13 protein-coding genes are annotated in these 11772 nt (G+C 36.6%); 3 read left to right on the forward strand and 10 right to left on the reverse strand.

Annotation, left to right across the window (positions count from 1 at the left end; translation table 11 throughout):
- Positions 1-166: 166 nt before the first annotated feature.
- Both secD and secF read left to right on the forward strand, forming a co-directional pair.
- Positions 167-2014, forward strand: coding sequence for a protein translocase subunit SecD (secD, locus tag B6A32_RS14745; protein WP_085305431.1), 1848 nt, complete (start codon positions 167-169; stop codon positions 2012-2014).
- A gap of 12 nt (positions 2015-2026) precedes the next feature.
- Positions 2027-2974, forward strand: a complete 948-nt coding sequence (secF, locus tag B6A32_RS14750) for a protein translocase subunit SecF (protein WP_085305433.1) — start codon at positions 2027-2029, stop codon at positions 2972-2974.
- 114 nt (positions 2975-3088) lie between these two features.
- Here secF and B6A32_RS14755 read toward each other — a convergent pair whose 3' ends face one another.
- From B6A32_RS14755 to B6A32_RS14790, 8 genes are all read right to left on the reverse strand, one after another.
- Entirely contained in the window at positions 3089-4111 is a 1023-nt protein-coding gene (locus B6A32_RS14755; RefSeq protein WP_143327914.1) for a tetratricopeptide repeat protein, read from the reverse strand.
- A 245-nt stretch (positions 4112-4356) separates the two neighbouring features.
- Positions 4357-4758, reverse strand: a complete 402-nt coding sequence (locus tag B6A32_RS14760) for a hypothetical protein (RefSeq protein WP_143327915.1) — start codon at positions 4756-4758, stop codon at positions 4357-4359.
- A 177-nt stretch (positions 4759-4935) separates the two neighbouring features.
- Entirely contained in the window at positions 4936-5403 is a 468-nt protein-coding gene (gene bfr / locus B6A32_RS14765; RefSeq protein WP_085305439.1) for a bacterioferritin, read from the reverse strand.
- A 37-nt stretch (positions 5404-5440) separates the two neighbouring features.
- Positions 5441-5905 (reverse strand): bacterioferritin, encoded by a 465-nt coding sequence (gene bfr, locus B6A32_RS14770; RefSeq protein WP_085305441.1) that lies wholly within the window; start codon positions 5903-5905, stop codon positions 5441-5443.
- 153 nt (positions 5906-6058) lie between these two features.
- Complete coding sequence (locus tag B6A32_RS14775; protein ID WP_085305443.1) at positions 6059-6253, reverse strand: bacterioferritin-associated ferredoxin; 195 nt, start codon at positions 6251-6253, stop codon at positions 6059-6061.
- A gap of 495 nt (positions 6254-6748) precedes the next feature.
- Positions 6749-7384: a sulfotransferase gene (locus tag B6A32_RS14780; protein ID WP_085305445.1), complete on the reverse strand. Its 636-nt coding sequence runs from the start codon at positions 7382-7384 to the stop codon at positions 6749-6751.
- Between the two features lie 216 nt (positions 7385-7600).
- Positions 7601-8203 carry a carbonate dehydratase gene (gene can, locus B6A32_RS14785; RefSeq protein ID WP_085305447.1) on the reverse strand — a complete coding sequence of 201 codons (603 nt, stop codon included), beginning with the start codon at positions 8201-8203 and terminating at the stop codon, positions 7601-7603.
- Positions 8204-8608: 405 nt separating this feature from the next.
- The gene (locus B6A32_RS14790) at positions 8609-8776 is read right to left on the reverse strand and encodes a DUF2897 family protein (protein ID WP_085305449.1); all 168 of its coding nucleotides are present in this window, start codon (positions 8774-8776) and stop codon (positions 8609-8611) included.
- Positions 8777-8972: 196 nt separating this feature from the next.
- Between B6A32_RS14790 and B6A32_RS14795 the strand changes: the two genes are divergently transcribed.
- On the forward strand, positions 8973-10139 hold the full coding sequence (locus B6A32_RS14795; protein WP_085305451.1) for a methyl-accepting chemotaxis protein: 1167 nt from the start codon (positions 8973-8975) through the stop codon (positions 10137-10139).
- An 86-nt stretch (positions 10140-10225) separates the two neighbouring features.
- On the opposite strand, the gene B6A32_RS14800 is transcribed toward B6A32_RS14795, so the two are convergent.
- Entirely contained in the window at positions 10226-11122 is an 897-nt protein-coding gene (locus B6A32_RS14800) for a cobalamin-binding protein (RefSeq protein WP_085305453.1), read from the reverse strand.
- Between the two features lie 41 nt (positions 11123-11163).
- Positions 11164-11769: a cob(I)yrinic acid a,c-diamide adenosyltransferase gene (gene cobO / locus B6A32_RS14805; protein WP_085305455.1), complete on the reverse strand. Its 606-nt coding sequence runs from the start codon at positions 11767-11769 to the stop codon at positions 11164-11166.
- Positions 11770-11772: the final 3 nt, after the last annotated feature.

An 11772-nucleotide genomic window follows, 5' to 3' on the forward strand; every position in this document is an offset into this window, starting at 1 on the left:
GTTTTGTTGGCTTTTCGCTATAATTTTGAAAGGTGCTCATTGATAGATTTCAATAGAGTGCCTTTTGTAATTTATGGCGTTAGCGATAATAAAATTATAATAAACTTTCGCGTTTGCATTTATCTAAGTGTTGTTGCGTGATTCAAAAAGAAAATAGGGTGATATTGTGTTAAACAAATATCCATTATGGAAAACATTAATGGTGCTATTTATAGTTGCTATTGGTGCTTTGTATGCGTCTCCTAACCTTTATGGTGAAGATCCTGCGGTACAAATTTCTGGCTTGCGCGGTATAGAAACAAACGCTGCAACCTTAGACGTAGTTAAAGCGAAATTGGATGAGAGTAAAATTTCATACGCAAGTATCGAAATGGAAGGCGGTCAAATATTAGCTCGCTTTAAAGATACGGAACAACAACTACGTGCACGTGATTTACTAGATGAAAGCATTGGTGATGAATATTCTGTTGCTTTAAACTTAACGCCTGCTACACCTGAATGGTTAGCTACTCTTGGCGGTACGCCAATGAAGTTAGGTTTAGATTTAAGTGGTGGTGTTAGCTTCTTAATGGAAGTTAACATGAAAGAAGCCATTAATAAGGCGCAAGAGAGTTTAGTTGACGACTTTAGAACGGGTTTACGTGGTGAAAAAATCCGCTACCGTTCAGTAAAACAAGTTGATGACGCTATAGCTGTTAAATTTCGTAATATCGAAGATTTAGACCAAGCAGAATCTTTTTTAGAAAAGCAAAATCAAAGTTTATTATTTGTTAGCGATGAAGATTCTTTAACGCTAACGGCTAGAATGACTGAGCAAAAATTAAAAGAAACACGCGAATATGCTCTTCAGCAAAACATAACGATTATTCGTAATCGTGTGAATGAGCTAGGTGTTGCTGAACCATTAGTTCAACGCCAAGGTCAAAAGCATATTGTTATTGAATTACCGGGTGTTCAAGATACTGCAAAAGCAAAAGAAATTTTAAACGCAACGGCAACTATTGAGTTTCGATTAGTTGATACTGATGGTGACTTAGGTGCGGCGCTTAACGGTCGTGTTCCGGGTAGTTCTCAGTTATTAAAAGAGCGTAACGGCCAACCGGTATTATTGAAAAAACGTGTCATGCTAACGGGTGATCACATTGTTGATGCCGGTTCTAGCTTTGACGAATACAGCCGCCCACAAGTAAATATTACCTTGGACTCTGCTGGCGGTAGCAAAATGTCTAACGGCACTAAAAATAGCATTGGCAAGCCAATGGCGACTGTATTTATAGAATACAAGCCCACTGATCGTGTTGATTCTGAAGGTAATACTGTTTTCGAAAAAGTTGAAGAAGTGATCAGTGTTGCTACGATTCAAGCTCGACTTGGTAAAACCTTCCGTATTACCGGTGCTGGCAGCCAAGCTGAAGCACATAATTTAGCGCTATTGTTACGAGCTGGTGCGTTAATAGCGCCAATTCAAATAGTTGAAGAGCGTACAGTTGGACCTACATTAGGTGCAGAAAACGTTCAGCTAGGTTTCCAAGCCATTATGATGGGCTTTGGTTTAGTTTTCTTATTTATGCTGATTTATTACCGTGCATTTGGTGTTGTTGCTAACTTAGCCCTAGGTGCTAACTTAGTACTTATTGTTGGTGTTATGTCGATGATCCCAGGCGCAACATTAACCCTACCAGGTATGGCTGGTATTGTATTAACTGTTGGTATGGCCGTAGATGCAAACGTACTTATTTTTGAGCGTATTCGTGAAGAAATACGAGCAGGTAAATCGGTGCAACAATCAATTCATCAAGGTTACGATGCTGCTTTCTCAACCATTATTGACGCCAACATTACCACGTTAATTGCTGCGCTGATTTTATTCGCCGTTGGTACCGGGCCGATTAAAGGTTTTGCGGTAACATTATCAATTGGTATTCTTACCTCAATGTTTACTGCTGTAGTGGGTACTCGAACAGTTGTTAACGCTGTTTGGGGTGGTAAACGTCTCGACAAATTGTCAATATAAGGCTTCAATAATATGCAAATTTTACAATTAAAAGAGACTGTTGCCTTTATGCGCTTCCGCAAAGTTGCGGTGGTATTTAGTCTTATTCTGATGGCTGCTTCTATTTTTTCATTAGCGACCAATAAACTTAACTTCGGTTTAGATTTTACCGGTGGTACCTTAATCGAAGTTGGTTTTGAACAAGCGGCAGACCTGAACAAAATTCGCGCTATGATGGACTCAAACGGCTACGATGACGCTGTTGTGCAATTGTACGGTTCAAGTCGTGATGTAGTTATTCGTTTAGCAACGCGTGAAAACGTAAAAGCTGAAATGCTAGGTAACCAAGTACTTGATATTCTTCAAGCAGGTACCGGGCAAACTATCGACATGCGTCGTATCGAGTTTGTTGGTGCAAGTGTTGGTGATGAACTAGCAGAGCAGGGCGGTTTAGCTATGCTAACGGCGCTTATCTGTATTTTGGTTTATGTTGCATTTCGTTTTGAATGGCGTTTTGCTTTAGGCTCGGTTATCGCATTATTTCATGATGTTTTACTTACCCTGGGCTTGTTTTCGGTTCTGCAACTTGAATTTGATTTAACCGTACTAGCGGCAATATTAGCGGTAATAGGTTACTCACTTAACGATACTATTGTTGTCTCGGATCGTATTCGAGAAAACTTCAGAAAAGTGCGAGAAGGCACACCTGAAGATGTTATTAATATCTCGTTAACGCAAACATTATCACGTACGGTTATTACCTCAATTACTACGCTATTAGTACTTGCTGCTTTATTCTTTAAAGGTGGAGCATTAATACATGGTTTTGCTACGGCATTACTTTTAGGTGTTTTTGTTGGTACTTATTCATCTGTTTATGTTGCTAGCTCGGTTGCATTAGCATTAGGTATTTCGAAAGAAGACTTAATTCCTGAAGTAATTGAAAAAGAAGGCGCTGATCAAGAAGAAATGAGACCTTAATAAACTTAAGGGTTTAGCTTTCTAGGTTTTTAAGACTCAGTGTTCTAAAAATAAAAACGGCTCGCATTATGCGAGCCGTTTTTTATTAGCAATCATTAATGTATATTTACAGCTTTATAACCACTTCTGATATTCACTAAGGTTACTTTGTTCTAATGCTGCTTTAAGCAATTTTATTGTATTAGCATTTGGGTCTGCATTAATACTTTGTTGCCACTTTGCTCTGGCTTTTTTTCTTTCACTTTTGTTCTTAATTTTATCTGCGGCTATCGCCCGTAAAAACCACTTCCAGCCACCATCAACCTTAAAGTCAATTAACCTCGTTGAGATATCGAAGGCGTTTTGCCATTGCTCTTGATATAACGCCACTAAAACAGCATTTTCTAAAATATACGATTCCTCTTCACCATTGGCAATACTGCTACCTTTTTGAAAATCATCTAGGGCATTAGCAAACATTTTCTGCTCAATGTATAAAAAACCTCGGGTATTGAAATAGTTTGCCAGTACTTCGCTAAAAGGAAGTTCACTTTCAATATTAATCGCGGTCGTTTGAGCTTCTGTGGCAGCGACAATATTACCTTGCTTCGCCAAAATTTCTGACTTTACTGAGTAGGGGGTTGAGATATTGCCCTTAAGTTCAATCGATCTATTTATAGCCTGCAGGGCAGGGGCTAGCTTGTTGGCAGCTGACAACTCCGCTGCTTGGGTTAAATAGTAAACGTTATCTTTAAGGGTGCTATAGCTCTTATCTTTTTGATATGACTCTAAAGCTTTTTGTTGCTCAGGTGAACTGCGACGATTAACCTTTTTAGCAATAACATCGGTTATTAATTGCTGTTGAATTTCTTTAACGGTTATGCCACTTTTTTCATAAATATTTTGTCTAATAGCTCTCATTTCAACTTCTATTTGATCTAAACGATCGACCAACTTTTTATTTTCAGTAATTTGCTGTGTTAATTGGTTGTTTAAACTTGAAATAGAGATACCAAATAAACCAATGAGTATCAGTAAAACAACAATGAATATTAGCGTTTCAACTTTGAATTGTTGTTTACTTTTTATATTCATTTCTTTGTACAAATCATCTATTTTTTGTACTGTTTGAAGTTCAGAACCTGTGGTTTTCATCATAGTATCCTTTTTAATTAACCTGAACTCTGGATAATGAGTGCTTGATACTCAAGTGAATCAAAAGCTTAGGTAGTAAAGTAAATGCTATAGCAAGGTGAACATCACGAATTTACACCATCAATGCTTAATTTTATGGCACTTCCTAGGCAAAACGTTTATGAATAGCACGCTATTTATCGACGTTTTAACGCAGGTAAGGGGTTGAAATCGAGCATTGAACAAGTGCTGCTTATCCAGAGTTCAGTTTATTTAGATTGACACATTTTATTAATTAGCTCTTCTCCACCCTGTTTTAAACAGGCGCTTTTTTGCATAAATTCGAAGGCAACTTGGGGTTGTTCTATATCGATATGAAAAATTGCGATATTGCAGGAATTTTTACAGCACCAACACTTTTGAATTTGGTACAGAGAATACATTAACACAATAGAAAATATGGTGCCTGTGCCGAGTAATTCAGTGATTTTATCGACTAAAGAGCTAGTTACAAGTAAGTAGAAAATAATAATAATTGAGATAATAGACGCGATTAATAATGTAATTTGAAACTTCAGATAGAAGCTAAGACCTGATTTTGTGCTATCTATGTAACGATTAGCCGCTTTCGCATACAGTGTGTATTGTTCAGCTGGAATATGAGTATCCATGTTTTTCACCTTTTTATCCTTAACTGCATCATCAATAACTATAGTAAAGCCTATATAAATCGCAATTATCGACTCTTGGTGATATTTCAGTTTATTGTACGTAGGTGGGCGCAATAAAAAAGCCACCTAATAAATTAGCTGGCTTTTAGGCTTTCATAAAAGGTGTTTGAAGATTTACTACAACTGAGACTGGATGTAATTCTGTAATCCGATAGTTTTAATGAGGCCTAGTTGTTGCTCTAACCAAAAAGCATGGTCAACTTCGGTATCATCAAGTAGCTTTTCAAGGATTTCGCGAGTAACGTAATCTTTTTCTTGTTCACATAGTGCTATTGCAGATCTTAGTGCCTTAGCTACGTCATATTCCACGTTTAAATCACTTTGCAGCATTTCAGGAACAGTTTTACCAATGGTAATACCTGCGCGTGTTTGCATGTCAGGTATGCCTTCTAAAAAGAGTATGCGTTGTATTAGCATAGACGCATGTAACTTTTCATCGTCAAATTCGTGATCAATGCGTTCGAACAGTTTATTAATGCCCCAGTCTTCATACATACGTGAATGTATAAAATATTGATCCATAGCGGCTAGTTCATATGACAGCAGGCCATTTAACGCAGAAATTATTTGTGTATTACCTTTCATTTTACTTTTCCTTCTAATTGTTTTGGCGATAACAAAATTAAAGCTGCGCTTGAATGTATTTTTCAATACCCATAGCATCAATTTGATATTGCTGAGTTTCTAGCCAATCTAAGTGCTCTTCTTCGTCATTTAAAATGCCGTCTAACATTTCACGACTGACATAATCTTGCTCTTGTTCACAAACAGTAATAGCGTTGCGAACGATGGCAATTTGAGCCGTTTGAAAACCACTGTCACAGTTGATCATTTCTTGGGTATGTTCACCAATAGCAAGTGGAGCTAATTGTTGTAAATTAGGTAAACCTTGGAGAAATAATATACGTTCAATAACTTTGTCGGCTTGCTTCATATCGAGGATCGATTTTTTGTAGCACTTACTGTTTAAGGCATTGATCCCCCAGTTTTTATACATACGGGCATGCAGAAAGTATTGATTAATAGATGTAAGTTCACTGGTAAGCACTTTATTAAGTATTGCCAGTACAGTTGAATTGCCTTTCATAATAGCCTCAAATTTAAACGGTTTAAATATTGGCTATAAGTATAGAAAGATACACAGAAATTGCAAAGGTTAAATTGTAAAATACCTTTAAAAACAACGGTTTGATAATGTTAATCGTTATCAGTTGTAATTAGGTTTTTAATAGAGATTGGTTTAGCCCACTTCTTTAAATAAGCTTTCATCCATAATGGTGGTATCAATAATATTTTGAGCAACTTTAACGCAAGTGCCACACTGCGAACCTAACGGTAAGTGCTGCTTTAGCTCACGAATAGACCCGACACCAGATTCAGTGACTAATTGTTTAATTTGATGATCTGTAATGCCCTTGCAAATACAAACAAACATAATAAAATTTCGCTCAAGATTGATAACGCGATTGATAATAGTTCTTATTTGGATTCATTTCAACAATTAATTTGATCTTTTTTACTACTTTCCTGAAAAATATCATCATTTATTTTGCAATTTATACAGGTTGAATTTTAATCATTAAAATAACCTGAACTCTGGATAATGAGTGCTTGAAACTCAAGTGAACCAAAAGCTTAGGTAATAAAGTAAATACTATAGCCAGGTGAACATCACGAATAGATATCATCAATGCTTCATTTTATGCCATTTCCAAGGCAAAACGTTTATGAATAGCGGGCTATTTATCGACGTTTTAACGCAGAAAATGGCTTAAAAGGGAGCATTGAGCAAGTGCTGCTTATCCAGAGTTCAGGTTAAAATAGCATTTACTAAGTACTTAGTGGAAGGGGGACTGAAAGCAGCAGCGATATCAAGATTTTTATATCGCTGTTTTGATAAAATTAGCTTAAGTAAGTTAGCTTAAGTAAGTTAGTTTAAATAAGGTAACTTTGTTACTCGGCCTTTATTGGTCGAATCAACTTTTAAAATGTTTTTTATATCTTTCCAAGCGGTAACTTTACCGCCCACATTCAGCTTTTTAAAACCTTGTTCTGCCGAAGCTTTTGTATCCAACTCTAAGAAATTTAACAATTGTGCATAACTGTGCACTTTACTAATATCAATAGATAAAAAATCGCTCTGTCTGTTTTGAAAATAATTATCGACTGCAATTTTATGTTGTTGATAACAAAGAGCTAAAAACTCATCATTATTAATGTTTTCTAAATTGTAAGGTGAAAATATTGATTTATAACAACGCTTAATTATGGGGTTAAAGCCACCATCTTCGCGAATAAGGTTATTATGCATGCGGGCAAGTAGTTGTTTAATAGAAGGTAACCAGTTATCTAAGCTGCGTGCTAAATAGATAAACTTAGCATTAGGGTAGGCTAGATCTAATGCCTGATAATCACAAAAAATAGGTGTATCAGCAATTACTTGTGCTTCAATAAAAGAACGGTCGGTATAGGCGGTGTGGGCAACATGAAAGCCCAATTCAAGCATAGCTACACAAACGCTGGTTGTGCCTGTTCTAGGTAAGCCAATTATAAATATTTTTTGCATGTTAGTAGGCTTATTTGTAAATTTATGGGCGGTTATTTTAAAACTAAGCAAGTGAACTTTACAGTAGAAAGCGTAAAGTAAACCATTGAGAATTTATAAGATTAAAGGTCGTTAAATTAAAGCCTTGAAGCATTCATTACTTTAAAATTAACGACTATCTCTTTGAAAAATTTGTTATTTTAATTGATAGAAGTCTGCATAAATGCAAAATAACGCTTATTTACTACCGTCAACCGATACGTTTAAATCCTTCAAAATACCGTCTTTTAAGTTATAAACAAAACCATGTACGGTAACGTCTTGATTATTTGCCCATGCATTTTTTAAGATGGTGGTGTTACATACGTTGGCGACTTGTTCAATTACGTTTAATTCACAAAGCAGTGATATTTTTTCTTCTTTATCTTTAACCGCATCTAGTTGCTCTTTATTGAAACGATACACGTCTTTAATATGATGTAACCAATTATCGATAAGCCCATAGCTTTTATCTTCAAGAGATGCCATTACACCGCCACAGCTAGAATGACCACAAACAATAATATGATTAACCTTTAGTACGTCAACAGCAAACTGAATAACAGAAAGACAGTTTAAATCAGTATGTATAACTTGATTGGCAATATTGCGATGAACAAAGACTTCGCCAGGTAACATGCCTAGTAATTCATTTGCTGGCACTCTTGAGTCAGAGCAACCTATCCAAAGATAGTCAGGGTTTTGTTGCTCAGATAAATTTTTGAAAAAGTCAGGATTATCTTTTTTTATGTTATCTGACCACTGCTGATTATTGTCAAAAAGGTGTTGTATTGAACTCATAAATAGAATCAACTAAAGAAAATATAAGGTGATTTTAAGTGGTTAGCCAGACAAGTAAAGAAAAAACTGGTCTAAGCTTTGTAAATAGCTACTTAAGGGCATTAGACTCATTAAAATAAAGCATACTGTTTATCGGTTTCATGGTTCAATAGACATATAATTAGTTAACCTGAACTCTGGATAATGAGGGTTTGATACACAAGTGATTCAAAAGCTTAGGTGGCAAAGTAAATGCTATAGCAAGCTGAACATCGCGAATTTACACCATCAATGCTTCATTTTATGCCACTTTCAAATCAAAACGTTTATGTATAGCGCGCTATTTATCGACCTTTTAACGCCGAAAATGGCTTAAAAGGGAGGAGTCAGAGTTCAGATTATTTATATAACAAGTTCAGAGATAAACTACTTTTGCTCTTGGTCTTTTTGTAATTGTTCTTCTTTACGCTGTGCTACTTTTTGCTGTTGCTCTTCTGACAATTCAAACTTACGAGCAGATTGTTTTATCAATAATATTCCCGCTATTACAGAGCCAACAGCAATAACAATAATAAAAATGGTGGTAATACTCATGGTGTTAACCTCAAAGAAAATATTTTTAAAAAGTAGCTTGTACGTTATGCATTATTAAAATTCAAATAAAAACAAATAGCCAAAGAGTACAATAGCATGTAATTTAATTGTAAGCTCAAACACGTGAACAAGAACAGCTTAATTCAAAAACCATAAAAAAGTTCACTAAGTTACTACTTTACAATATTCGGAAATAATGATGTCTAATCGTCTCAGTATCAAATTACTTATACCTACTATATCAATTGGCTTTGTGAGCATTATTGCTTTTGCTCTTATCGGCGACTTTAGCCAAAATGCCACCATGCTATTTTTAATAGCGATGGTAGCTACACAAATAATCGTTAGTTATATTTATTCACAAAAAAAGCTCAGTCAAAGGCTTGTTAAATTGCAACTTTATATTGATCAAGTAGCAAGTATTAACGAGGCACCAAGTGTAGCCCTTAAAGATGATAATCGTGATGGATTAGCAAAGGTGACCAATGAACTCTCGAAATTCATTGTTAATTTAGCTGATGTAATTAATGAAATTAGAGCGGAGTCTGATGCTTTAAAACAAGGTTCATCTTCCCTAACAGAACAAATGCATGGCTCGGTAGGGGCGGTTGATCAATCTGTAAATCAAATTGAGCAAATGGCAAGTTCAATCGAGCAAGTTGCTTTAACATCGACCACTCTTTCTGATAGCGCAACTAAGGTAAGTGAAACAACTAGTCAAGTGTCTGCTTTATTGAAGCAGGGCGCTCATGCTTCAACCACAAGTAAAAATACCATTGAAGACTTCGATAATGAAGTGACTATAATGGCCTCAGATTTAGTTTTATTACAGGAAGAATGTTCTCGTATTGGCTCGGTGCTAGAAGTGATCAAAGGCATTGCAGACCAAACCAACTTATTGGCATTAAATGCTGCTATTGAGGCCGCTAGAGCAGGTGAACAAGGGCGAGGTTTTGCGGTGGTTGCTGATGAAGTGCGTGCATTAGCCCACCGTACGCAAGAATCTACCGTAGAAATTCATGCCATGGTTGAAGGTTTACAAGATAAGTCAACCAATGCGGTTAATGCTATTGAACGTGGCCAAGGCTTATCACGTGAAAGCTTAATACATTCTGCTGAGGTAGCTGAGGCATTAGGTAAAATTGGGCAGGTTTTCACCGATGTTGACGTGTTAACATCGCAAATGGCGCAAGACACAACCGAACAAAAACAGGCCACAGCCTCAATCAGTGAAAATATGTCAATAGTGGTGAACTTAAGTCGAGAGCTTAATAGTAATTTGCTTAATGTGACAGAGCTTGCTGAAATGCAACAACAAACGGCATTACAAGTTGACACCACCTTAAATCGAATTTGCGTTTAACCTAAGGTGTTAAGTTACATCGGTAGTAGTACAAAGAAGTAATAATAGCAGAGATTACTTCTTTGTTTGTTCTGATTAAACTTGCACTAATGCGTGCTTGAGTTTTGGTGGTAATAGGCTCTGCTTTTTTCGGCTTGCTGGCATAAGTCGTTGAGTGCCACTAAACTGCGTGTTGTCATGCGATGGACAATATCAGCATCTAAAATAATGTATTGTTGGTGCTTAACTGCAGGCAATATTGACCATTGCTTCCAGTTGTATTCATCTCCGCCTTGCTGTTTTTTTGACAGTGGTTGAATAATAATATCAATAGAGTGCTGTAGAACTTGTTCAATATTTACTTGCGGGTAGCTAGTTTTTGCAGTTTCAAATGGGTTTTTTATACTGCATATTTCTAAAAACTGTTGTGGCCAACTGTCTTGAGCAATGGTCGTTAATGGCCTTGACCATACTTCATAAAAGCCTGTTAACGGTTTTTTCTGGCCGTATTGCTTTTTTATTTCTGCTAAATCAATTAAAAATTTATTAGCCACTCGTTCTGCTTGTTCACTATGACCTGATAGCTTGCCAAATAAGCGCAGCTCTTGAGCCACTTCAGCAAAGCTATCGGGCTGCGAATACACTATTTTGAAGCCTAACTGTTTTAAACGTGCTAAATCATCACTAGGGCTACCACTTTCCCAAGCAATAATTACGTCAGGTTGTAACTCAATAACGCGCTCTAACTGAATGCGCATTGAGCTACCTATTCTTGGGATTTTCTGTGCAGCTAACGGGTAATCGGCATATTCAGTGGTTGCAATAATTTGTTCACCTGCGCCAATATCAAATAGCATTTCAACAATATGCGGAGCAAGCGCAATTATTTTAGGTTTAGTTGTTTCTATATTGGCTTTAACGGCATTATTACTGCTATAAGCCTCTACGCTAGCTAGGGCTAAAATACAGATAATTGCCAAATTGAACACATGTGTTAATTTCATAAAATTCCATCTTATCATTGCTGATGTCGCTGTTAGTTAATTTACCAGTCGATACCTTTTTGTGCTTTTATACCGTTATCAAAGGCATGTTTAAGCGGTTGAACCTCGCTAACGGTATCGGCAAGCTCAATAATGCTGCGATGACATGCGCGACCGGTAATAATGACATGCTGCATAGCTGGGCGGTTTACTATGGCTTCAATAACTTCGTCTAAATCAAGGTATTTGTATGACAGCATATAAGTTAACTCATCAAGCAAAACCACATCAACGCTTTCATCTTGTAACAATCGTTTAGCTTCTTGCCAAACTTTTGTGGCGGCGGCAATATCTTTAGATTTATCTTGTGTGTCCCAAGTAAAGCCGGTTGCCATGACATGAAATTCAACACCATTATTTTCTAAAAGATTACGTTCACCACAGGCCCAATCGCCTTTAATAAACTGTAATGCCGCTGCTTTATAACCATGACCTACGGCGCGCGCTAACGTACCAAATCCTGAGGTAGACTTACCTTTACCATTGCCGGTAATTACAATTAATAAACCACGCTCTTCTTGAGCTGAATCAATGCGAGCATCAACTTTTTCTTTAATACGTTGCATACGAGCTTGGTGTTTTTGTGTTTTATCTGTTTCTGTTGTCATGAG

It is taken from the genome of Colwellia polaris (assembly GCF_002104515.1).
Classification (GTDB): domain Bacteria; phylum Pseudomonadota; class Gammaproteobacteria; order Enterobacterales; family Alteromonadaceae; genus Cognaticolwellia; species Cognaticolwellia polaris.

Coding starts and splice junctions, on each gene's coding strand:
- secF (WP_085305433.1), top strand. CDS start 2,027: ATGCAAATTTTACAATTAAAAGAGACTGTTGCCTTTATGCGCTTCCGC.
- B6A32_RS14755 (WP_143327914.1), bottom strand. CDS start 4,111: ATGATGAAAACCACAGGTTCTGAACTTCAAACAGTACAAAAAATAGAT.
- B6A32_RS14760 (WP_143327915.1), bottom strand. CDS start 4,758: ATGGATACTCATATTCCAGCTGAACAATACACACTGTATGCGAAAGCG.
- bfr (WP_085305439.1), bottom strand. CDS start 5,403: ATGAAAGGTAATACACAAATAATTTCTGCGTTAAATGGCCTGCTGTCA.
- bfr (WP_085305441.1), bottom strand. CDS start 5,905: ATGAAAGGCAATTCAACTGTACTGGCAATACTTAATAAAGTGCTTACC.
- B6A32_RS14775 (WP_085305443.1), bottom strand. CDS start 6,253: ATGTTTGTTTGTATTTGCAAGGGCATTACAGATCATCAAATTAAACAA.
- B6A32_RS14780 (WP_085305445.1), bottom strand. CDS start 7,384: ATGCAAAAAATATTTATAATTGGCTTACCTAGAACAGGCACAACCAGC.
- can (WP_085305447.1), bottom strand. CDS start 8,203: ATGAGTTCAATACAACACCTTTTTGACAATAATCAGCAGTGGTCAGAT.
- B6A32_RS14790 (WP_085305449.1), bottom strand. CDS start 8,776: ATGAGTATTACCACCATTTTTATTATTGTTATTGCTGTTGGCTCTGTA.
- B6A32_RS14795 (WP_085305451.1), top strand. CDS start 8,973: ATGATGTCTAATCGTCTCAGTATCAAATTACTTATACCTACTATATCA.
- B6A32_RS14800 (WP_085305453.1), bottom strand. CDS start 11,122: ATGAAATTAACACATGTGTTCAATTTGGCAATTATCTGTATTTTAGCC.
- cobO (WP_085305455.1), bottom strand. CDS start 11,769: ATGACAACAGAAACAGATAAAACACAAAAACACCAAGCTCGTATGCAA.